This is a genomic window from Seohaeicola saemankumensis, assembly GCF_042678485.1.
GTDB classification, from domain to species: Bacteria; Pseudomonadota; Alphaproteobacteria; order Rhodobacterales; family Rhodobacteraceae; genus Seohaeicola; species Seohaeicola saemankumensis.
In genome coordinates this window covers 209,891-229,869 of the sequence record NZ_JBHTKR010000003.1, presented here as the reverse complement: position 1 = coordinate 229,869, position 19,979 = coordinate 209,891, and the positions used below count along the sequence as shown (strand labels likewise).

Annotated in this window: 23 protein-coding genes; 11 read left to right on the top strand and 12 right to left on the bottom strand. The window is 64.8% G+C overall.

The window, feature by feature from the left end:
- Positions 1-32: 32 nt before the first annotated feature.
- The gene (gene hmgA, locus ACFQ3C_RS07985) at positions 33-1,394 is read right to left on the bottom strand and encodes a homogentisate 1,2-dioxygenase (RefSeq protein WP_380790301.1); all 1,362 of its coding nucleotides are present in this window, start codon (positions 1,392-1,394) and stop codon (positions 33-35) included.
- A 70-nt stretch (positions 1,395-1,464) separates the two neighbouring features.
- Between hmgA and ACFQ3C_RS07980 the strand changes: the two genes are divergently transcribed.
- Positions 1,465-1,902 (top strand): MarR family winged helix-turn-helix transcriptional regulator, encoded by a 438-nt coding sequence (locus ACFQ3C_RS07980; protein ID WP_380790299.1) that lies wholly within the window; start codon positions 1,465-1,467, stop codon positions 1,900-1,902.
- Positions 1,903-1,917: 15 nt separating this feature from the next.
- Here the strand turns inward: ACFQ3C_RS07980 and ACFQ3C_RS07975 are convergent, their stop codons facing one another.
- On the bottom strand, positions 1,918-2,727 hold the full coding sequence (locus ACFQ3C_RS07975) for a division plane positioning ATPase MipZ (RefSeq protein ID WP_380790297.1): 810 nt from the start codon (positions 2,725-2,727) through the stop codon (positions 1,918-1,920).
- Between the two features lie 213 nt (positions 2,728-2,940).
- Here ACFQ3C_RS07975 and rfbC point away from each other — a divergent pair, with 213 nt between their 5' ends.
- The 7 genes from rfbC (at position 2,941) to ACFQ3C_RS07940 (ending at position 10,312) form a co-directional block, all read left to right on the top strand.
- Entirely contained in the window at positions 2,941-3,507 is a 567-nt protein-coding gene (rfbC, locus tag ACFQ3C_RS07970) for a dTDP-4-dehydrorhamnose 3,5-epimerase (protein WP_380790294.1), read from the top strand.
- Positions 3,508-3,510: 3 nt separating this feature from the next.
- The gene (rfbB, locus tag ACFQ3C_RS07965) at positions 3,511-4,560 is read left to right on the top strand and encodes a dTDP-glucose 4,6-dehydratase (RefSeq protein ID WP_380790291.1); all 1,050 of its coding nucleotides are present in this window, start codon (positions 3,511-3,513) and stop codon (positions 4,558-4,560) included.
- Entirely contained in the window at positions 4,560-5,420 is an 861-nt protein-coding gene (gene rfbD / locus ACFQ3C_RS07960) for a dTDP-4-dehydrorhamnose reductase (RefSeq protein WP_380790289.1), read from the top strand. Before rfbB ends, rfbD begins: the two co-directional genes overlap by 1 nt.
- 1 nt (position 5,421) lies before the next feature.
- Positions 5,422-6,294: a glucose-1-phosphate thymidylyltransferase RfbA gene (gene rfbA / locus ACFQ3C_RS07955; protein ID WP_380790287.1), complete on the top strand. Its 873-nt coding sequence runs from the start codon at positions 5,422-5,424 to the stop codon at positions 6,292-6,294.
- Positions 6,295-6,451: 157 nt separating this feature from the next.
- On the top strand, positions 6,452-7,558 hold the full coding sequence (locus ACFQ3C_RS07950) for an NAD-dependent epimerase/dehydratase family protein (protein ID WP_380790284.1): 1,107 nt from the start codon (positions 6,452-6,454) through the stop codon (positions 7,556-7,558).
- Between the two features lie 20 nt (positions 7,559-7,578).
- Positions 7,579-8,424 carry a sulfotransferase domain-containing protein gene (locus tag ACFQ3C_RS07945; RefSeq protein WP_380790282.1) on the top strand — a complete coding sequence of 282 codons (846 nt, stop codon included), beginning with the start codon at positions 7,579-7,581 and terminating at the stop codon, positions 8,422-8,424.
- Positions 8,414-10,312, top strand: a complete 1,899-nt coding sequence (locus ACFQ3C_RS07940) for a rhamnan synthesis F family protein (RefSeq protein WP_380790280.1) — start codon at positions 8,414-8,416, stop codon at positions 10,310-10,312. The genes ACFQ3C_RS07945 and ACFQ3C_RS07940 overlap by 11 nt, the downstream gene beginning before the upstream one ends.
- Positions 10,313-10,391: 79 nt before the next feature.
- Here ACFQ3C_RS07940 and rpmE read toward each other — a convergent pair whose 3' ends face one another.
- The 3 genes from rpmE to trmD all read right to left on the bottom strand — a co-directional run bounded on the left by rpmE (position 10,392) and on the right by trmD (position 12,121).
- Complete coding sequence (rpmE, locus tag ACFQ3C_RS07935) at positions 10,392-10,613, bottom strand: 50S ribosomal protein L31 (protein WP_068291447.1); 222 nt, start codon at positions 10,611-10,613, stop codon at positions 10,392-10,394.
- An 11-nt stretch (positions 10,614-10,624) separates the two neighbouring features.
- Positions 10,625-11,008, bottom strand: a complete 384-nt coding sequence (rplS, locus tag ACFQ3C_RS07930; RefSeq protein ID WP_068291445.1) for a 50S ribosomal protein L19 — start codon at positions 11,006-11,008, stop codon at positions 10,625-10,627.
- 267 nt (positions 11,009-11,275) lie between these two features.
- The gene (trmD, locus tag ACFQ3C_RS07925; protein ID WP_380790277.1) at positions 11,276-12,121 is read right to left on the bottom strand and encodes a tRNA (guanosine(37)-N1)-methyltransferase TrmD; all 846 of its coding nucleotides are present in this window, start codon (positions 12,119-12,121) and stop codon (positions 11,276-11,278) included.
- A 103-nt stretch (positions 12,122-12,224) separates the two neighbouring features.
- On the opposite strand from trmD, the gene ACFQ3C_RS07920 reads away from it, so the two are divergent.
- A complete protein-coding gene (locus tag ACFQ3C_RS07920; protein WP_380790275.1) occupies positions 12,225-13,178 on the top strand; it encodes a phosphotransferase in 954 nt (317 codons plus the stop codon).
- A 163-nt stretch (positions 13,179-13,341) separates the two neighbouring features.
- Here the strand turns inward: ACFQ3C_RS07920 and rimM are convergent, their stop codons facing one another.
- The 6 genes from rimM to ffh are packed head-to-tail and all read right to left on the bottom strand — an operon-like array spanning position 13,342 to position 17,398.
- Positions 13,342-13,845, bottom strand: coding sequence for a ribosome maturation factor RimM (gene rimM / locus ACFQ3C_RS07915; protein ID WP_380790273.1), 504 nt, complete (start codon positions 13,843-13,845; stop codon positions 13,342-13,344).
- Between the two features lie 60 nt (positions 13,846-13,905).
- A complete protein-coding gene (bluB, locus tag ACFQ3C_RS07910; RefSeq protein ID WP_380790271.1) occupies positions 13,906-14,535 on the bottom strand; it encodes a 5,6-dimethylbenzimidazole synthase in 630 nt (209 codons plus the stop codon).
- Positions 14,536-14,552: 17 nt separating this feature from the next.
- A complete protein-coding gene (rpsP, locus tag ACFQ3C_RS07905; RefSeq protein ID WP_380790269.1) occupies positions 14,553-14,924 on the bottom strand; it encodes a 30S ribosomal protein S16 in 372 nt (123 codons plus the stop codon).
- A gap of 54 nt (positions 14,925-14,978) precedes the next feature.
- The gene (locus ACFQ3C_RS07900; RefSeq protein ID WP_380790267.1) at positions 14,979-15,293 is read right to left on the bottom strand and encodes a chorismate mutase; all 315 of its coding nucleotides are present in this window, start codon (positions 15,291-15,293) and stop codon (positions 14,979-14,981) included.
- Positions 15,290-15,883, bottom strand: a complete 594-nt coding sequence (locus tag ACFQ3C_RS07895; protein ID WP_380790265.1) for a GNAT family N-acetyltransferase — start codon at positions 15,881-15,883, stop codon at positions 15,290-15,292. The genes ACFQ3C_RS07900 and ACFQ3C_RS07895 overlap by 4 nt, the downstream gene beginning before the upstream one ends.
- Entirely contained in the window at positions 15,884-17,398 is a 1,515-nt protein-coding gene (gene ffh / locus ACFQ3C_RS07890; protein ID WP_380790262.1) for a signal recognition particle protein, read from the bottom strand.
- A gap of 367 nt (positions 17,399-17,765) precedes the next feature.
- Here ffh and ACFQ3C_RS07885 point away from each other — a divergent pair, with 367 nt between their 5' ends.
- Together ACFQ3C_RS07885 and ACFQ3C_RS07880 are read left to right on the top strand one after the other, a co-directional pair.
- Positions 17,766-18,716, top strand: a complete 951-nt coding sequence (locus tag ACFQ3C_RS07885) for a LysR family transcriptional regulator (protein WP_380790260.1) — start codon at positions 17,766-17,768, stop codon at positions 18,714-18,716.
- Positions 18,716-19,624 (top strand): DMT family transporter, encoded by a 909-nt coding sequence (locus ACFQ3C_RS07880; RefSeq protein ID WP_380790257.1) that lies wholly within the window; start codon positions 18,716-18,718, stop codon positions 19,622-19,624. Before ACFQ3C_RS07885 ends, ACFQ3C_RS07880 begins: the two co-directional genes overlap by 1 nt.
- Here ACFQ3C_RS07880 and ACFQ3C_RS07875 read toward each other — a convergent pair.
- A complete protein-coding gene (locus tag ACFQ3C_RS07875) occupies positions 19,612-19,965 on the bottom strand; it encodes an ArsR/SmtB family transcription factor (protein ID WP_380790252.1) in 354 nt (117 codons plus the stop codon). The two genes, ACFQ3C_RS07880 and ACFQ3C_RS07875, sit on opposite strands and share 13 nt — an antisense overlap.
- Positions 19,966-19,979: the final 14 nt, after the last annotated feature.

Below are 19,979 nucleotides of genomic sequence, written 5' to 3'. Positions count from 1 at the left end.
TAAAACTCCTGCCCGCAGGCGGCGAATGCCACCTATTTCTTGCCGGGCGTGCCGTCGAACTTCTTCTCCAGGCTGTCCCAGCAGTCGATATAGTCATCCTGCAAGGGCGCCTCGGCGGCGGCAAAGCGCGTCAGATGCTGCGGAAAGCGCGTCTCGAACATGAAGGACATTGTATTGTCCAGCTTTTCCGCCTTGAGATCCGCATTCGACGCGCCTTCAAAGGCGTTCTTGTCCGGCCCGTGCGGCAGCATCATGTTGTGCAGGCTCATCCCGCCGGGCACGAAGCCCTGGGGCTTGGCGTCATACTGGCCATAGATATTGCCCATCAGCTCGGACATGATGTTCTTGTGATACCATGGCGGGCGGAAGGTGTTTTCGGCCACCATCCAGCGTTCGCGGAAGAGCACGAAGTCGATATTCGCGGTCCCCTCCACGCCCGATGGGGCGGTGAGCACGGTGAAGATCGACGGATCGGGATGATCGAACAGGATCGCGCCCACCGGGCAATAGGTCCGCAGGTCGTATTTCACCGGCGCGTAATTGCCGTGCCAGGCCACCACATCCAGCGGCGAATGGCCAATCTCGGTGCGGTGGAACTGCCCGCACCACTTGATGACCACCGATGACGGCACCTCGCGATCCTCGAAGGCGGCGACGGGCGTCTTGAAATCGCGCCGGTTCGCCATGCAGTTCGCGCCAATGGGGCCACGTCCGGGCAGGTCGAATTTCTGTCCGTAGTTTTCGCAGACGAACCCGCGGCAGGGGCCTTCCAGCACCTCGACCCGGTACAGAAGCCCGCGCGGGATGATCGCGATTTCCTTGGGTTCAAGGTCGATGATCCCCAATTCGGTGCAGAACCGCAGACGGCCCTCTTGCGGCACGATCAGCAATTCGCTGTCGGCCGAGAAGAAATATTCGTCCTTCATCGACGCTGTGACCAGGTAGACATGGCTGGCCATGCCCACCTGCGTGTTCACGTCACCCGCGGTGGTCATGGTGCGTATGCCCGTGATCCATGTCAGGGCTGCATCGGTATGCGGCACCGGGTCCCAGCGGTACTGGCCCAGGCTGATCACATCGGGGTCGATATGCGGCGCCGATTTCCAATAGGGCACGTCGATCTTCACATAACGCTTGGAATGCTTGACGGAGGGGCGGATCCGGTAGCACCAGGTGCGCTCGTTCTGGTGGCTGGGCGCGGTGAAGGCCGTGCCGGACAACTGCTCTCCGTAAAGACCATAATTGCATTTCTGCGGGCTGTTCATGCCCTGCGGCAGCGCGCCGGGCAGGGCCTCTGTTTCGAAATCATTGCCGAAGCCCGGCATGTAGCCGGGGGTGGTGCCTTGCGGCGTGGCCGCCTGCACGAAGGAATGCGGAAGGGTGGGGCGATTCATGGGACGTCCTCCTTTATGGTTGCGTCGTTAACGGTTGATTTTGTAACTAACAACATCAGGAGTCTTCATCATGTCAGAAAAAGACGCGTTCGATCTGCAGAATTTCCTACCCTACCTGTTGAACCAGGCGGCCGAGGAAAGCAGCCTGGCGTTTCAGAAGGTCTACCGGGATCGCTACGGAATGTTGCGTACCGAATGGCGGGTCCTGTTCCACCTGGGTCTTTACGGCCGCCTGACCGCGAAAGAGATCGGGGCGCGGTCCAAGATGCACAAGACCAAGATCAGCCGCGCCGTGCAGCGCCTGGAGGAACGGCGCTTTCTGACCCGCGACCCGGACGAGGCCGACCGGCGGCAGGAATATCTTGATCTGACAGCGCAGGGGCGCATGGCTTACCGCGATCTGCACGGGGTGGCGCATCGCTATGACGCTGCCCTGGCCGATACCCTGACCCCCGAGGAAGAACGCATCCTGCGCGCGGCCCTGCGCAAGCTGGCGCGCATGGGCTGACACTGACGCAGAGGGTCAGAACTTCGGCTCGACCCCCGGCAGGTTCAGCGCCTTGATCAGGTCGCGCAGCTCCTGTCGTGCCGCCACGTTCGAGATATTGAGCTGCTTCACCCCGATATCCTTGAGATCAAGCAAGGTCAGGCCGCGCGGGAAAAGCTCGCGGAAGATGACCCGCTCGTTGAAGCCGGGCGCCACGCGAAAGCCGATCCGCTTGGCCAGGTTGTCCAGCGCGCGGCCCATCTTTTCCTTGTTGACCATCTGCTGGGCGCCAAGGCGGTTACGCACCACGACCCAGTCGATGGGTTTCAGGCCGGCCTGCGCGCGCAACTGCCGCGCACCCCAGACCATTTCGGAATAGACCGAAGGGCCCAGGATCTTGCGCCCGTCGCCATCCACCTGGGCCAGCAGGTCGAAATCGATGAAACTGTCGTTCAGCGGCGTGATCAGCGTATCGGCCAGGCTATGCGCCACCTGGCTCAGGCGTGTATGCGATCCGGGGCAGTCGATCACGATGAAATCGCTGACCGGGTCAAGCGTGGCGATGGCGGCGGACAGACGCTGATCGTAAGGGTTTTCGCCGTCCTTCAATGTGCTGGCATCGGCTTCGGGAAGATCGATATAGACCGGGCCGGGCAGGCTCAGCCCGGATTTGGCCAGAAAGGCTGCCCGATTCTCGGAATAGCGGCCAAAGGTCCTTTGCCGCAGATCCAGATCCAGCGCCCCGACCCGATGGCCCAACCGCGCCAACGCAGTCGCCACATGCATCGAGACGGTGGATTTGCCCGCGCCGCCCTTTTCATTTCCAACAACGATGATATGCGCCAAACCCTGTCCTCGCCTTCCCTGCAACCAACGCGACCGCAGCCGGGGTCTTCCCCGATCGCCGCCGTGTTATGGTGTATGCCCTCTTATGGTCAGCATGGGCAAGGTCAAGCATCCAGAACGCGGCACGGATCGTGATGTGGCGCGATTTGCGTGACAACCGATGATTACGTTGCTAGGCAACCTTGATATTATGGTGAATCAAAGGGTGCGATTGTGAAGGTCGAACAAACAGAATTGCCCGGTGTTCTGATTCTGACCCCGGCCCGTTTCGGCGATTCGCGGGGGTTTTTCTCGGAAAGCTGGAACCGCAAGACGCTTGAAGGTCACGGGATCAGCCTTGATTTCGTGCAGGATAACCACTCGCTTTCAGCGCAGGTCGGCACGGTGCGCGGGCTGCATTTCCAGTCGCCACCCCATGCCCAGGCCAAGCTGGTGCGTTGCGGCAAGGGCCGCCTGTTCGACGTGGCCGTCGATATCCGGCGCGGATCGCCCACCTATGGCCGCTGGATCGGCGAGGAGCTGTCATTCGAAAACGGCCGCCAGCTTCTGATTCCGGCCGGTTTCCTGCATGGTTTCGTCACCCGCGAGCCGGATACCGAGATCATTTACAAATGCACCGATTACTACGCCCCCGAATGTGACGGCGCGGTGCGATTTGACGACCCCGACATCGGGATCGACTGGGGCCTGCCCGAGGGCGTGACCCCGCTGCTGTCGGACAAGGATGCCAAGGCACTCTGGTTGCGCGATTTCGAAACACCTTTCGTCTACGAGGGCTGAGGCATGAAACTTCTTGTAACCGGGGGCGCGGGCTTCATCGGATCCGCAGTGGTCAGGCTGGCCGTGGCGCGGGGGCACGAGGTGGTCAATCTTGATGCGCTGACCTATGCCGCCTGCCTTGATAACGTGGCATCGGTGGCGGGCGATCCGCGCTATGCCTTTGAACAGGCCGACATTCGCGACCGCGCCGCCCTCGACCGGATCTTTGCCGCCCACAAACCCGATGCGGTGATGCATCTGGCGGCGGAAAGCCATGTGGACCGCTCCATCGACGGACCCGGCGATTTCATCGAAACGAATATCACCGGCACCTACAACATGCTGGAAGCCGCGCGTGCCTACTGGACGACGAAGGGAAAGCCCGCAGGGTTCCGCTTCCATCACATCTCGACCGACGAGGTGTTTGGCTCGCTTCCCGCCGATCCGGCGGTGAAATTCACCGAAGACACCCCCTATGATCCGCGTTCGCCCTATTCGGCGTCCAAGGCGGCCAGCGATCATCTGGTGCGGGCATGGCATGAAACCTACGGCCTGCCGGTGGTGCTGACCAATTGCTCGAACAATTACGGCCCCTATCATTTCCCCGAAAAGCTGGTGCCGGTGATCATTCTCAACGCGTTGGCGGGCAAGCCGCTGCCGATCTACGGCGATGGCTCCAACATCCGCGACTGGCTCTTTGTCGAGGATCACGCCGACGCGCTGCTGCTGGTGCTGGAAAAGGGCGCGCTTGGCCGCAGCTACAACATCGGCGGCGAGAACGAGCGCACCAACCTCGAACTCGTCCGCACGCTCTGCGCCATCCTCGACGCTCTGCGCCCCAAGGCGGCAGGCTCTTACGCCGATCAGATCACTTTCGTCACCGACCGCCCCGGCCATGACGCGCGCTATGCCATTGATCCGTCGCGCATCCGCGCCGAACTGGGCTGGCGTCCTTCCGTCACCGTCGAAGAAGGACTGCGCCGCACCGTGCAATGGTATCTCGACAACGAGGCATGGTGGCGCCCTTTGCAGGAACGCCACGGCGTCGGCCAGCGTCTGGGGACCAAGGCATGATGCACATTCTGGTTTTCGGGCAGACCGGTCAGGTCGCCACCGAACTGGCGCGGCAAGCCACTTCCGACATCGTCATGACCTGTCTGGGCCGCGACCGGGCGGACCTCGCGGACCCCGCCGCCTGCGCCGCCGCCATCGCGGCCTCTGACGCCGATGTGGTCATCAACGCAGCCGCCTATACGGCCGTGGACCGCGCGGAATCCGAAGAGGATCTGGCGACCACGATCAACGGCACGGCACCGGGTGCAATGGCCGCCGCCTGCAAGGCCGCAGGCATCCCCTTCCTGCATGTCTCGACCGATTATGTCTTTGATGGCAGCGGCACCCAGCCATGGCGGCCGAATGACGCCACCGGACCGCTGGGGGCCTATGGCCGGTCAAAGCTGGCGGGCGAACAGGCCGTGCGGGCGGCAGGCGGCGCCCATGCGATCCTGCGTACCTCCTGGGTGTTTTCGGCGCATGGCGCGAATTTCGTCAAAACCATGCTGCGCCTTGGTGCCGAACGCGAGAAACTGACCATCGTCGCCGATCAGATCGGCGGCCCGACGGCTGCCGCCGATATCGCGGCGGCCCTGCTGGCCATGGCGCGGGCCTTCCATGCCGGACATGGCGTGACCGGTACCTATCATTTCAGCGGCGCCCCCGATGTCAGCTGGGCCGATTTCGCGCGCGAGATCTTCGCACAGGCCGGTCTGACCTGCGCGGTCGAGGGCATTCCCACCGCGGCCTATCCCACGCCCGCACGCCGTCCCGGTAACTCCCGCATGGATTGCACCGCATTGATGCGTGACTTCGGTATTGAACAGCCCGATTGGCGCACCAGCCTGGCCAGTGTAATGAGTGACTTGAAGGAGAATTGAGATGACGAACCGCAAGGGCATTATCCTCGCAGGCGGGTCTGGCACGCGGCTTTATCCCATCACCATGGGCCTGTCGAAGCAGCTTCTGCCGATCTACGACAAGCCGATGATCTACTATCCGCTCAGCGTGCTGATGCTGGCCGGCATCCGCGAGATCGCGATCATCACCACGCCCGAGGATCAGGACCAGTTCAAGCGGCTGCTGGGCGATGGCGGCCAGTGGGGCGTGTCCTTCACCTATATCACGCAGCCCTCGCCCGATGGCCTGGCCCAGGCCTATATCCTGGCCGAGGATTTCCTGGCGGGTGCCCCCTCCGCGATGGTGCTGGGCGACAACATCTTCTTCGGTCACGGCCTGCCCGAACTGCTGCAAGAGGCCGATGGCCATGACACCGGCGGCACCGTCTTCGGCTACCGCGTCAGCGACCCCGAACGCTACGGCGTGGTGCATTTCGACGTTGATGGCCGCGTCATTTCAATCATCGAGAAGCCGGAGAAGCCTGCCTCGAACTACGCCGTCACCGGGCTTTATTTCCTGGATGGGACCGCGCCTGAAAAGGCCCGGCAGGTCAAGCCATCGCGGCGCGGCGAGCTTGAAATCACCTCGCTGCTCGAGATGTACCTTGCCGAAGACACGCTGTCGGTCAAGCGCATGGGGCGGGGCTATGCATGGCTGGACACCGGCACCCATGGCAGCCTTCTGGATGCGGGCAATTTCGTGCGTACGCTGGAAAAACGCCAGGGCATGCAAACCGGCTGCCCCGAGGAAATCGCCTTCGATCATGGCTGGATCACCCGCGAGGCGCTGGCGGCGCTGGCGGCGAAATTCGCCAAGAACGATTACGGCAAGTATCTCAAGCAACTGCTGGACTAACCCGATCTTAAGGCACGGCTGGCATGGTGCGGCTTCGGGCTTGCGTCGTCATGCCAGGATTGTCGGGATGGCCCGTCGCATTGCGGCGACGAGTCATGCCGCCTGACCTGCCCTGGCACTGACGACCCTGCCGTTCATCTGTGCCGGGGATACTGCCATGGTTGCGGGAAAGACGATTCTGATAACGGGCGGGGCGGGTTTCATCGGATCGCGCCTTGCGGTCGATCTGGCCACGCGGCATCGCGTGCGGGTCTTCGACAATTTCCTGGCCCAGGTGCATTCCGACCCGGCCTGCACGCGCATCGCCCTGGCGCGCGCCGGCGTCGAGGTGATCACCGGCGATCTGCGCGACCCGGCCGCCATCGCCGCCGCCGTGGCCGATACCCGGCCTGACGTGATCCTGCACCTTGCCGCCGAAACCGGCACCGGGCAGTCCTTCAGGCAGCCCACCCATTACGCCCAGGTCAACGTGATCGGCACTGCCCTGCTGGCCGAAGCCGTGCGTCGCCATGCCCCGGGGCTGCAACGTCTGGTGCTGGCCAGCACACGCGCGGTCTATGGCGAAGGGGCCTTCATCGACGATAGCGGAATGCGCGCGCGCGCCATGCCGCGCCGGGCAGGCGATATGGCGCATGGGCATTTTCGGGTACAGGGGCGCGACGGGCAACCGCTTGTCCCGGTGCCGACAGATGCGGATTGCCCGGTTGCGCCCGCCTCGATCTATGCGGCCACCAAACTGATGCAGGAACATCTGCTCAGGCAGGCATTCTGGGGCAGCGCGACGCAGGTGGGCATTCTGCGGTTGCAGAATGTCTATGGCCCCGGTCAGTCGCTGGACAATCCCTATACCGGCGTTCTGTCCATCTTCTGCCGCCAGATCCACGAGGGGCAGACCCTGTCCATCTACGAGGATGGGCAGATTACCCGCGATTTCGTCATGGTCGATGACGTGGTGCGCGCCTTCGCGATGATGGTCGAAGCCCCGGCCATGCCGCAGGAGATACTTGATATCGGATCGGGGCAGGGCATCACCCTTCTGGAGGTGGCGCGCCGCCTGCTGGGTTGCCTGGGCGCGCCGCGCGACAGGCTGCAGGTGACGGGCGCCTTTCGCCCCGGCGATATCCGTCATGCGGTGGCAGACATCAGCCGCGCCGCCGCACTGTTGGGCTGGACGCCCCGCATTCCGCTGGATGCTGGCCTCTTGGCGCTGGCGCATTGGTCGGGCCGCCAGATGCGCCCCCCCGCCGCCATGGCCAGCGCCTGACCGGCGGGAGGCGGATCGCGATGCAGTCTCGGAACCTGTCAGCGCCAGCCTGGCTGGCCAGCGCGCCGGACGACCCTCCCACGGCGGGTATCCCCGGCTGTGACATGTTGGTTGGGCTGCATTCCTTTCCCAAAACCGGAAACACCTGGTTGCGCGCCATCGTGGCCGGCATCGTCGGCGATCCGGCTGATCGGGGGCAGATGGCCGAATACGTGATCGACACCCATATGGGGCAGTGCATCGGCCACAGGCCCTGGCGCTTTGCGGGCCGGACATGGTGCTTTTACAAGTCGCACAACATGGAACCCTTCGTGGTGGAAGACGGGCAGGTGATCCGGCCGGATCGCATCCTTTACATCTACCGCCACCCGCTGGATGTCTTCACCTCCTACCTCAATTACCTGTCCGGCAACGTGACGGCCCTGTCACAGAAGGTATTCGGCTTTGGCTTTGACCGGGTCGATGATCTGACAGCGGACCAGATGGAACACCTTTTTCAGCGGTTTCTGATCCACGGCACCTTCGATCCGCGCGCGGGCAACCCCTTTGGCAGCCTGTTTGACAGCATCGAGAATTACAGGACGCTACAGGCCCGGGGGCAGCCCGTGCACCTTTTGCGCTACGAGGATCTGAGCGATGATTTCGACTCCACCGTTCAGGGGATCAGCGCCTTTCTTGACCTGCCCCTTGATCCCGGCGCGCTGGATCGCATCCGCGCCACATCGGAACGGCTGACCGGCACGGACGGGCGGTTTTTCTGGAAACGCAAGGTCGGCACCCATTGCAGCTATCTCAGCGCGGCACAGATCGACAGGTTCTGGGACCGCCACCATGACCGCATGCAGGCGCTGGGCTATGCGCGCTGACGCCCCGGTTGCCACGGGCTGCGTGGCCGCGATCTACGTGATCCGCCACCGGACCGAAGGCCTGGCGCATGTACGGCTGGCGCTGACCGAACTCATGGCCATGGTGCAGCACCTTGTGGTCGTGACGGACGGGGCAGCGCTGGCGCAGACCGCATCCGCCCTGCGGGATCTGGACCCCTGCGGGCGCCTGCGCCTGATCCGCTGTGACCGCGACCGGTCGATATTGTCGGCCTATCGCGCCGGGTTGCGGGCGCTTGAGGCGTCGGATGCCCCGCGCGGCCCCGTGATCCTGACGGGGTATCACGTCTTTGGCCCGATCCTGCCCGGCGGCTGGCGGAGATTGCAGACGGATGCGGATCTTCTGGCGCCCTACTGGTACAAGGCCGCTGACGATCCCCGCCTTCAAACCCGGCCCGATATGCCGGCGCGACTGCCATGCCTTGATATGGCGATCCTGTCGGCAGACCTGCTGGACGATCCCGAAATGGCCCGGTTCTGGGACCGCCTGCCGCCCTTCACCGACAGCTGGGACGAGGTCGAGCGTGGGCTGGTTCCGCTGGCCCGCGCGCTGGGTAGATCGGGTCGCCGTATCGCCTATGCCCTGCCCGAGGACAGCCTGCACACGGTCGATCCCCGCCATTTCGAGGTGGACAGGCTGGTGGCGCTGGGCGCGCCATGCCTGCCGGTGTCTGTGCTGACGCTGGATCCGCTGCTCCACGACCTCAACGGCATCGACCTTCGCGCAGCGCTTGACCGGTTGCGCGGCCTCAATCCCGCGCTTTACCATGCCGTCATCGCCTTTGCCTGCGCGCGGGTGCCGCTGCGCGCCTTCACCACCATCGCCGACCAATACGAGGTGCTCAGCCCGCATTACCCGTCCGACCGGGCCACATGGGGCTTTGGGCCCGTCGCGGTGTTCATCCATGCCTTCTACGCCCAGATGATGCCCGAGTTCTGGGAACGGATCGCCCGCTTTCCCATGCCGGCGCATCTGTTCATCACCGCGGCTTTGGCCAGTGACAAAATGGCGATCGACGCCTTTCTGGACGCGCGCGGCTGGCCGACCGCTGAACGGACGGTGCGCGTGGTGGAACAGAACCGGGGGCGCGACATGTCGGCGCTGTTCATCACCTTTCGCGATGTGGCCTTGTCGGGCGATTACCAGATCGGGCTGCGCCTGCATTCCAAGCGGACGCCGCAGGTCTCGCCGCAGGTCGCACGCGGCTTCAAGGCGCATCTTTTCGACAGCCTGCTGCCATCGGCGGCCGCGATCCGCCAGATCCTGGACCGGTTCGAGGCCGAGGCCGATCTTGGCCTGGTGATCCCGCCGGTGATCCATCTGGGCTTCGGCACGCTGGGCCATGCCTGGTATTCCAACCGCCCTGCGGTGGCCGATCTCAGTGCGAGCATGCGCCTTGCCGTCCCGCTGGACGATCATACGCCCGTGGCGCCCTACGGCACGATGTTCTGGTTCCGGATCGCGGCCCTGCGCCCCATGTTCGAACGGCCCTGGCGGTGGGAGGAGTATAACCCCGAACCCGATCACGTGGACGGCGGTCTTGCCCATGTGCAGGAGCGGCTGATCGGCTATGTCGCGCAATCCGGCGGCTTCCGCGTGCTTCAGGTCATGTCGCCCGAACAGGCCGCGCGCAATTATGCCCGGCTGGAATACAAGATGCAGCTGTTCGCCGCGCGCCTGGCCTCTCATCACCTGCTGGATCAGCTGGCGCAGCTTGACCGCCTGGCCGACACATGGCCCCAGCGCATCCACCGCCGGCTGAGGGCAGGGTACGGGCTGATCATCCGCCGCTTTCCCGCCGCGCGGTCGCGACTCAGGCCGCTGGCGCGCGGGATCTCGCGCCTGCTTGCGCCGGGGTATCGCGGCTGATCGGCCGTGCCGGTCGCGAAATGGAAAACGCCGCCCCTGAGGGCGGCGTTTCCGGTTGTGCTGCACGCAATGGCGGGGATCAGAAACCCAGGCCGGCGTACTTGTTCTTGAACTTCGACACACGGCCGCCGGCATCCATCAGACGGGTGCCGCCACCGGTCCATGCCGGGTGCACCGTCGGGTCGATGTCCAGCGCCAGCGTGTCGCCTTCCTTGCCCCAGGTGGAGTGCATCTGGAAGGTGGTCCCGTCGGTCATCTTGACGGTGATCATGTGATAATCGGGGTGGATGTCTTTTTTCATCGTGCCGATCCTTATGCTTCAGCGCCCGAACCGGGCTTGTAGTTTGCGACTTCGGCGATACGGGCGGATTTGCCACGACGCGCGCGCAGGTAATACAGCTTCGCACGACGCACGCGACCACGGCGCACGACGGTGATGCTGTCGATGTTGGTCGAATAGAGCGGGAACACACGTTCCACGCCTTCGCCAAAGGAAATCTTGCGGACCGTGAACGAACCGGCAATGCCCTTGCCGTTCTTGCGGCTGATGCAGACGCCTTCGTAGTTCTGCACGCGCGAACGGGTGCCTTCGGTCACTTTGTAGCCGACGCGAATGGTATCGCCGGCCTTGAAATCGGGAATCTCTTTCCCGAGGGCGGCGATCTGTTCCGCCTCGATCTGTGCGATCAGGTTCATCGCATTGCTCCTATTTGCTTGCGGTTTGTCCCGCAAAGTTTGCCACAACCCCAGAGCTCTTGGTCTTCAACCGGGTCCGCCTTCCGAAACATCGGTGCGCCCGCCAGAGTTTGGGTCGTCGTTCATTGGTGCTGCGCCCCTTTCCGATAACGACCCCGAAGAAAAGGGTCACGGCCAAAGGCAACAGGTCCGATAGACTCAAGCAAGCCCCGGACGCGCGGGTGATACCCGTCGCGCGCGCGCTTGGCAAGGACCGATTGGGGCAGATCAGTCGCCCGGCTTGCCTTTGTCGGCTTCATGCGCCTGCCACAGGTCAGGGCGGCGCTCTTGCGTGATTGCCTCGGATTGCGCGCGCCGCCATGCGGCGATCTTGGCGTGATTGCCGGACAGCAGCACCTCGGGGATCGCCCGCCCGCGCCATTCGGCAGGCCGCGTGTATTGCGGATGCTCCAGCAACCCGTCGGAAAAGCTTTCCTCCTCGGTCGAGGCCGCATTGCCCAGAACCCCCGGCAACAGGCGCACGGTCGCGTCGATCAGCGCCATCGCCGCGATCTCGCCCCCGGTCATGACGAAATCGCCAAGGCTCACCTCTTCGATGTCATAAGCTTCCAGCACGCGCTCATCCACACCCTCGAACCGCCCACAAAGCAGCGTCACCCCATCCGCCGCCGCCAGACGACGCGCCATGGCTTGCGTCAGAGGCGCACCGCGCGGGGACAGGTAGATCACCGGCCAGCGCCCCCGCGCCGCCAGCCCCGCCTCGTCGAGCGCATGGCCCAGAACATCGGGCCGCAGCACCATCCCCGCGCCACCGCCCGCAGGGGTGTCATCGACATTGCGATGCTTGCCCTCGCCAAACGTCCGCAGGTCGATGGTCCGCAAGGACCAGCGCCCCTCGGCCAGCGCCTTGCCGGTCAGGCTTTCGCCCAGGACGCCCGGAAAGGCCTGCGGCAGAAGGGTGATGACCTGCGCCGTCCAGGCCCCTGCCAGATCCGGGCTGTCCGTGATCAGCTCACGCGGGCGCAGAGTCGCACGGATGGACTTGCGGCCATGTGATCTGGCCGGTGTCGGATTTTGCGGGGCAGGGCCCTCGGGATCGGATGTATCGCTCATGGCTGTCCCATAGCGGCTTTTTCCCCCGCGCAAAAGATGCCCGATTGCGGCCCCTGCATGGCGCGCCTAGGGTGGCCGCGCATCTGCAGAACCGGACCAAGGCATGAGCGATCTCCGCAAAAGGCTGACCGATGCGGCCTTGGCAGCCTGGGCCGCCGCCGCCCCGCAACTTGGGCGCGATCCGCATCTTGCCCGCACCCGCGTTCTGGCTGCCCGGCGCGAGGCGCGCGGCGGGCGGGTGGCCATGCTGATCAGCGGCGATGACGGGCAGGGCGATCTGATCCTTAAACTGCGGATGGGCGCCCAGCGCGACACGACCGGGCCCGCCAGCCGCGCCTATGCCGGGGCGGTCGCCGGGCTCTCCGGCCAGCCCGGGTTCGCGGTGCCGCGCCTGGTGCTGACCTTGCCCGATCATCAGGCCCTGATCCTGTCGCATTGTCCGGGGGTGGATGCCCGCACCCTTCTGTCCGACAGCATATATCCTGCCGATCATCTCCGCGTGATGCAGGCGGCGGGCGCGTGGCTTGGCGCGCTGCACCGGGGCCGTGTCCAGCCGCCAGCCCCCTTCGATCCGGCCCCCGCCCTGCGGCGCCTGATCCGCAAGGCCCGTCAGGCGCCGCCCCCGCGCCCCGATGCTTTTGCCGCGCTCCTTGCCCGGATCAAGGATCTGGCCCCGCAGGTGCACGGCAGACCGATGCCACAGGCGATCATCCACGGCGACATGACCCTCGGCAATCTTCTGATCGCACCGGGCTGCACGACAGGGATCGACCTTGAAAACGACAGCCCCGCGCCAGTCGCGCGGGATCTGGCGATGCTTCTGGTCGATCACGAGGTCTGGTTCGGCCCGCAACCTGCGGCGCTGTCGGCCTTCTGGCAGGCCTATGGCATGGATATGCGGGACGATCCGGCCTTGGGCTTCTTCATCGCGCTTGGGCTCGCGCGCCTCTGGCAAGAGATGCCGCCCGATCCCGAACGCGACACACCGCGCCGCGCCCATGTCTGGGCCGGACTTCAGGCCATGTGCGCGCGTCTCCCGGGTAAGGATTGGGCCTGAGGTTTCGCAAAGGATGCAGAAGACCCGGCGCCATGTGCTCGGACGGGCGGTCACGGTGCTCTTGTGTCGTGGTCCACTAATATATGGTAAAAGCCAAGGCGTAAGTCATTGAAAACAAGGGGTCTTCAAAATGTCCCATCCTGGGGCAACCAGATGGCGAGCCCTAGAACAGCCCTTCGGGCGGGTCCGCGATGATGCGGCCCGTGGCCAGATCGACGGTCGGCACCGCCTCCAGCGTGAAGGGCAGCAGAACGGTGTCGGACGAGCCGGGCACCTGCACCTCGAGAATATCGCCCGCGCCATGGTTCAGCACGGCCTTGACGCGGCCCAGCGTTGTGCCGCCGGTATCAAGCACGGTCAGGCCGATCAGATCGGCATGGTAATATTCATCATCGGGCAGGGCGGGCAGGCGGTCGCGCGGCACGTAAAGCTTCACGCCCTTCAGCGCGTCGGCCTCTTCCTTGGTGCTGACCCCCGACAGGCGCACCAGCAGGCCGTTGGGCAGTTGCCCCGCCAGCGCCACGTCGAAACTGCGTTGGCCGTCTTCGGTCACAAGCGGGGCATATTCCCCGATGGCAAGGGGATCGGCGGTAAAGCTTTTCAGCCGCACTTCGCCCTTCACCCCGAAGGCACCGGCAATGGCCGCAACGCAGATCAGATCGCTCATTCTTGTCCTCGTCTTTTCCGGCCTTGCATGGCCTTGCACTGGCGTTCGGCGGCCCTGCGGCTACCGTGTTTCCACCACCAATTCGTCCCGCCGGACTTCCCAGCCCTGCCGTTCCAGCTCTGGCGTGTCGCTGTCCGCTTCCGGCCAGCCGACGCAGAGATAGGCCACAAGACGCCAGGCATCCGGCGTATCCAGATCCCGCGCCAGCCGCGCCGGATCAAGGATCGACACCCAACCCACGCCCAGCCCGTGCGCCCGCGCCAGCAGCCAGAACTGCATTACCGAGGCGACAACGGAATAGCGCCGCATCTCGGGCATGGTGCCCGCACCCAGCCCGTGGCCGGTTTCGGTGTCCTCGTCGCAATAGACCGCCAGATGCACCGGCGCCTCGCGCATGCCCGACAGTTTCAGACCGGCATAGACTGCCGCCCTGTCACCATCATAGCCGGCCAGCGCCTGCGCGTTGGCCGCTTCGAAATTCGCAAGCGCCGCGGCGCGTGCCGCCGCAGACTCGACACGGATCAGCCGCCAGGGTTGCGACAGCCCGACCGACGGCGACAGCACAAATGCATCGAGGCAATGCAGCAGCATTGCCTCGGGCACCGGGTCGGTGCGAAAGCGCCGCACGTCGCGGCGCCAGCGCATCAGCGCGGTCAGTTGGTCCCGGAATGCGTTGTCGAAATCCTGCATTCCCGGCCCTCCCGGCCTTATTCTTCGGCTGCGGCCTCTTCGGCGGCGGGTGCCGCGTCTTTTGCGGCCTTCTGCTCGGCGCGGTCCTTGGCTTTCTTGCCCGGCTCACCCTTCTTGGGGTTGTTGCGCTCGGTCTTGGGCGTCACGCCTGCGGCTTCCAGCATGCGGGCCACACGGTCGGTGGTCTGCGCGCCCTGGGCCAGCCAATGCTTCACGCGGTCGATATCCATCTTCACGCGGTCTTCGCTGTCTTTCGGCAGCAGCGGGTTGTAGGTGCCCAGCTTCTCGATGAAGCGGCCATCGCGCGGCATGCGGCTGTCGGCAGCCACGATGCGGTAGAAGGGGCGTTTCTTGCTGCCGCCACGGGCCAGACGGATTTTCATTGCCATGTCAGTGTCTCCTTTGGATGGCTTGGTTGACGGGATGTCCCGCCATATCGTTTGTTATTGTTGATGTTTCTTGTGGTGTTGGATGACTTCCTGAATGATGAACTGCAGGAAAGCCCTTGCGAATTCCGGGTCCAGATCGGCGTCCTGCGCCAGCTCTTGCAGCCGGGCAATCTGGCGCGCCTCGCGATCGGGATCGGAAGGGGGAAGGTCGTGCTGCGCCTTCAGACGCCCCACGGCCTGTGTATGTTTGAACCGCTCGCCCAGGGTATAGACAAGGATCGCGTCCAGCCGGTCGATCGAGGCGCGATGCTCGCGCAGCACCTCGGCGGCACGCTCCACGACATCCGTGCTCTGCGGGGATTGCGTCATGCGTAGGCCTCCACCGATCCGTCGCTGTCACTGTCCAGGGATTCCGGGCCGGGATGCCGATACAGCATCTCCTTGCCCATATAGACGTTCTGATAGGTCCGCTCGACCCAGGCGCCCATACGCTCGGCCAGTGCGACAGAGCGCGCATTGCCCGGCACGATGTTCGAGGTCAGCGTCATGAAGCCCAGCTCGGCATAGGCCCATTCGCGGGCGCGGGTCGCCGCCTCATGGGCGATGCCGCGTCCTTCGAAACCGTCGAACAGCGCCCAGCCCAGTTCCGGCTCTGGCCAGCCGTCCGGGTTCCAGATGCCGGTGATGCCCGCCACCTGTCCGGTCTCGCGATCCTCGATCGAGAAATAGCCGTAGCCATGCAGGTGCCAGTGCCCCACGTTCAGCCCGAACCAGCGCCAGGCGTCATGGCGGTTGTCATAGGATCCGAAGCCCCAGGACCGGTCGCGATCCATCAGGAAGTCGATCATCGGCTCGATATCGCCATGCTCCGGCCCGCGCAGGATCAGGTTGCGCGTCTCAAGACGCGGCGCCTGGGTCAGCGGACCCTTGGCCAGGGGATATGCCGGGGACTGAGTCACTTATTTCTTCTTTCCGAAACCGCTCAGCCCACCGGGCAGCTTCATGCCACCCGGACCACCCAGGCCACCCAGGCCGCCGGGCAGCTTGTTGCCCATCGCCTTGGCGGCAGCTTCCAGCGCCTTGGGGTCCATCTGCGCGGGGTCCATCCCACCGGGCAGGCCGCCTGCCGCACCTTTGCCGAACATGCCCTTCATGGCCTGTTTCAGCATTCCGCCCTTGCCCATCTTCTTCATCATGTCCGCCATCTGGCGATGCATCTTCAGAAGCTTGTTCAGCTCCGAGACATCCATCCCGGCACCGGCCGCGATCCGCTTTTTCCGGCTGGCCTGCAACAGGGCCGGATTGGCGCGTTCCTTCTTGGTCATCGACTGGATCAGCGCGATCTGCTGCTTCAGGATGCGGTCGTCAAAACCCGCCTCCTTGACCTGTGCGGCCATCTTGCCCATGCCGGGCATCATGCCCATGATGGATTCCATGCCGCCCATCTTCAGCATCTGTTCCAGCTGTGTCCGCAGGTCGTTCATGTTGAACTGACCCTTCTGGAAACGCCGCATCATCCGCTCGGCCTGTTCGGCCTCGATGGTTTCCTGCGCCTTCTCGACCAGGGCGACAATGTCGCCCATGCCCAGGATACGGCCCGCGATGCGCTCCGGCTCGAAGGTCTCGAGCGCGTCCATCTTCTCGCCCAGGCCGACGAAACGGATCGGCTTGCCGGTCACCGCGCGCATCGACAGCGCCGCACCGCCGCGCCCGTCACCGTCCATCCGGGTCAGGATCACGCCGGAAATGCCGACCTTGGCATCGAATTCCTCGGCCACTTCCACGGCGACCTGGCCGGTCAGACCATCGACCACCAGCAGCGTCTCGCGCGGTTTGACCGCGTCGCGCACATCCTCGACCTCCTGCATCAGGGTCTGGTCGATCTGCAAACGGCCCGCGGTATCCAGCAGGTAGACGTCATAGCCGCCAAGGCTGGCCTGCGTCCTGGCGCGCTTGGCGATCTGCACGGCATTTTCACCCGGCACGATCGGCAGCGTATCCACCCCGATCTGCTGGCCCAGGATCTGCAACTGCTGCATGGCGGCCGGGCGGTAGATGTCCAGCGAGGCCATCAGCACCCGCTTGCCATCCCGCTCCTTCAGCCGCTTGGCCAGCTTGCCGGTCGTGGTGGTCTTGCCCGACCCCTGCAAACCGACCATCAGGATCGGGGCAGGCGGATTGTCGATCTTCAGCGCGCCGGGATCTTCGGACCCTGTCAGCGTATCGACCAGCGCATCATGCACGATCTTGACGACCTGCTGGCCGGGTGTGACCGATTTGGTCACGGCCTGGCCGGTGGCCTTGGCCTGCACGGCCGCCACGAAATCGCGCGCCACGGGCAGGGACACGTCCGCTTCCAGCAGGGCCACGCGCACCTCGCGCAGGGCGGTCTTCACATCCTCTTCGGACAGCGCACCCTGCCGAGTCAGCCGGTCAAAGACACCAGAGAGGCGTTCGGACAGATTTTCAAACATCTCGACGGCTCCTTTGCCCGTTGCGATATGACACTCCAGATAGGAAAGTGCCGGCCCATTTGCCAGACGGTGCCCCGGTCAGGCCCCGCGCTTCCCCATGTGCAAGGCGTGAAAACCGAAATGGCCCCCGTGGGCGCGACGCGCTGACGGGGGGCGATCCCGGGCAAAGCCCATGGGACCGGAAGTTCTGACAGACCTCCGGGATGGCGCAGGCTTTAGGCGGGCCGGTCGGCAGAGTCAAGCATCAACGCCCTCCTGTCGCCGCTTTCACCCTTGTCTTCGCGGGTGTGCCGCGTTTCTATCTGGATATCTTCGCCGGCGCACAGACCCGCCGCGACACCGCGCCAAGCCCAAGGAGGCCCCGCCGATGGACAACTGGGACGAGATCCGCACAGCCTATCATGTCGCCCGGCTTGGCACCGTCAGCGGCGCGGCCGAGGTGCTGGGCGTGCATCATGCCACGGTGATCCGCCATATCGACGCGCTGGAGCAGCGGCTTGGCGTCAAACTGTTCCAGAGGCATCCGCGCGGCTATACCGCGACCGAGGCAGGCGAAGACCTGTTGCGCGTCGCCGCCGCCACCGATGACCAGTTCTCGCAACTGGCCGGCCGTATCAAGGGGCGCGGCCGGGATGTGACAGGCGAATTGGTGATCACCTCGCTGGCTGGTCTCGACGGGCTGATCCTGCCGGTGCTGGCCGCCTTTCGCGCCGAATACCCCGGTATCGTGCTGCGCTACCTGACCGGCGAGCGTCTGTTCCGCCTGGAATACGGCGAGGCGCATGTGGCGATCCGCGCCGGTGCCGTTCCCGATCAGCCTGACAACGTGGTTCAGCCCTTCATCCGCATGGCCCCCGCACTTTATGCCGCACCCGCCTATGCCGACCGGCATGGCCTGCCCGACACCCCCGAAGATCTGAGCGGCCATTTCTTTGTCGCCAATGACGACCGGGCGAACCGCGCACCGTTCAACCAATGGCTCTGGAACACGATCCCGCAGGATAACGTGGTCTTTCGCAGCACCGACATGAATGCGCTGGAAATGGCCGTGGTCCGCGGCATGGGCATCGGCTTTCTCAGCCAGTGGGAGGCGGACGCCCATCCCCAGCTGCTGGAAATCGCGCCACCCCGCCCTGAATGGGAAGCAGCGCTATGGCTAGTGACCCATGTCGATCTGCACCGCACCACCAAGGTGCAAAGCCTGCTGTCCTTCCTCAAGGCCCATGCGCGCAGCCTTTCATCGGACGCGGACTCAGGTACTGATGCTGACGCTGAACAGGAATCCGGCCCGGACGCCGCCAAAGGGTCTGACGCCTGATGACCGGACAGGCGCGCGGCCACCTGGCGATGCTGACCTTCTCGGCCCTGGTCGCGGGCAGCTTTTCCCTGGGTGTGCTGGCCGCGCCCCATGTGGACCCCGCCGCCCTGACAGCGCTGCGCTTCTGGCTGGCCGCCGCCATCGTCGGCACCGCCGCCGCCCTGACCACGGGTTTTCCGCGCCGCGCGCTGCAGGCACCCTGGCGCTACCTGCTGCTGGGGGGCACGTTCGGCATCTATTTCGTGCTGATGTTCGAAGGGCTCAAGACCGCGCAGGCCGTATCGGCCTCGGCAGTCTTCACGCTGACGCCGGTGATCTCGGGGATCGCCGGCTGGTTCCTGCTGCGCCAGGTGACCACGCCGCGCATGGCGCTGGCGCTGGCCATCGGGGCCACGGGCGCGGTCTGGGTGATCTTCCGCGCCGACCTTGCCGCCCTCGCAAGGTTCGAGATCGGCAAGGGCGAGGCGATCTTCTTCTTCGGCTGCATCGCCCATGCCGTCTACACACCGATGGTGCGCAAGCTGAACCGCGGCGAGCCTGCGGTCGTCTTTACCTTCGGCATGCTCCTGGGCGGCGGCGTGCTGGTGACCGCCTGGGCCTGGCCCGCGATCCGCGCCACCGACTGGGCCGCTCTGCCCGGCATCGTCTGGATCACGCTGGCCTATGTGTCGGTCTTCGCCAGCGCAGGCACCTTCGTGCTGCTGCAATACGCCACGCTGCACCTGCCCTCGGCCAAGGTGATGGCCTATACCTACCTGACGCCAAGCTGGGTGATCGTGCTGGAATACGCCTTGGGCAACGGTCTGCCCACGCCCTGGGTGCTGGGCGGTGTCGCGCTGACCGTGCTGGCGCTGCTGATGCTGTTGCGCGATGACGATGCCAGGGCGCCGGTCCCTCAGTCGCCCTGAGGCGGGGTGTCTGGATCGGATCCCTGCAACTCGGCTTCAAGAAACCGCTCGAAAGCGTCCAGGTTCACCGGTTCGAACTGGCCGAAGCCCTGCATCCAGACGCTGGCGCGGCGCAGCGCATCGGGTTCCAGCTTGCACCATTTCACCCGGCCGCGCTTTTCCTGGGTGATCAGACCCGCACCGGCCAGAATCCCCAGGTGCTTGGATATGCCTGCCAGGCTCATCTCGAAAGGCTCGGCCACGTCGGTCACGGCCATGTCATCCTCCAGCAGCATCGTCAGGATGGCGCGGCGGGTCGGATCGGCCAGTGCGGCAAAGACGGTATCAAGCGGATCGGTCATGCAGCCATTAAGCC

What these genes read in the sequence shown, in the direction of transcription:
- hmgA (WP_380790301.1), bottom strand. Translation starts at nt 1,394, where the DNA reads ATGAATCGCCCCACCCTTCCGCATTCCTTCGTGCAGGCGGCCACGCCG.
- ACFQ3C_RS07980 (WP_380790299.1), top strand. Translation starts at nt 1,465, where the DNA reads ATGTCAGAAAAAGACGCGTTCGATCTGCAGAATTTCCTACCCTACCTG.
- rfbB (WP_380790291.1), top strand. Translation starts at nt 3,511, where the DNA reads ATGAAACTTCTTGTAACCGGGGGCGCGGGCTTCATCGGATCCGCAGTG.
- rfbD (WP_380790289.1), top strand. Translation starts at nt 4,560, where the DNA reads ATGCACATTCTGGTTTTCGGGCAGACCGGTCAGGTCGCCACCGAACTG.
- rfbA (WP_380790287.1), top strand. Translation starts at nt 5,422, where the DNA reads ATGACGAACCGCAAGGGCATTATCCTCGCAGGCGGGTCTGGCACGCGG.
- ACFQ3C_RS07950 (WP_380790284.1), top strand. Translation starts at nt 6,452, where the DNA reads ATGGTTGCGGGAAAGACGATTCTGATAACGGGCGGGGCGGGTTTCATC.
- ACFQ3C_RS07945 (WP_380790282.1), top strand. Translation starts at nt 7,579, where the DNA reads ATGCAGTCTCGGAACCTGTCAGCGCCAGCCTGGCTGGCCAGCGCGCCG.
- ACFQ3C_RS07940 (WP_380790280.1), top strand. Translation starts at nt 8,414, where the DNA reads ATGCGCGCTGACGCCCCGGTTGCCACGGGCTGCGTGGCCGCGATCTAC.
- rpmE (WP_068291447.1), bottom strand. Translation starts at nt 10,613, where the DNA reads ATGAAAAAAGACATCCACCCCGATTATCACATGATCACCGTCAAGATG.
- rplS (WP_068291445.1), bottom strand. Translation starts at nt 11,008, where the DNA reads ATGAACCTGATCGCACAGATCGAGGCGGAACAGATCGCCGCCCTCGGG.
- trmD (WP_380790277.1), bottom strand. Translation starts at nt 12,121, where the DNA reads ATGAGCGATACATCCGATCCCGAGGGCCCTGCCCCGCAAAATCCGACA.
- ACFQ3C_RS07920 (WP_380790275.1), top strand. Translation starts at nt 12,225, where the DNA reads ATGAGCGATCTCCGCAAAAGGCTGACCGATGCGGCCTTGGCAGCCTGG.
- rimM (WP_380790273.1), bottom strand. Translation starts at nt 13,845, where the DNA reads ATGAGCGATCTGATCTGCGTTGCGGCCATTGCCGGTGCCTTCGGGGTG.
- bluB (WP_380790271.1), bottom strand. Translation starts at nt 14,535, where the DNA reads ATGCAGGATTTCGACAACGCATTCCGGGACCAACTGACCGCGCTGATG.
- rpsP (WP_380790269.1), bottom strand. Translation starts at nt 14,924, where the DNA reads ATGGCAATGAAAATCCGTCTGGCCCGTGGCGGCAGCAAGAAACGCCCC.
- ACFQ3C_RS07900 (WP_380790267.1), bottom strand. Translation starts at nt 15,293, where the DNA reads ATGACGCAATCCCCGCAGAGCACGGATGTCGTGGAGCGTGCCGCCGAG.
- ffh (WP_380790262.1), bottom strand. Translation starts at nt 17,398, where the DNA reads ATGTTTGAAAATCTGTCCGAACGCCTCTCTGGTGTCTTTGACCGGCTG.
- ACFQ3C_RS07885 (WP_380790260.1), top strand. Translation starts at nt 17,766, where the DNA reads ATGGACAACTGGGACGAGATCCGCACAGCCTATCATGTCGCCCGGCTT.
- ACFQ3C_RS07880 (WP_380790257.1), top strand. Translation starts at nt 18,716, where the DNA reads ATGACCGGACAGGCGCGCGGCCACCTGGCGATGCTGACCTTCTCGGCC.
- ACFQ3C_RS07875 (WP_380790252.1), bottom strand. Translation starts at nt 19,965, where the DNA reads ATGACCGATCCGCTTGATACCGTCTTTGCCGCACTGGCCGATCCGACC.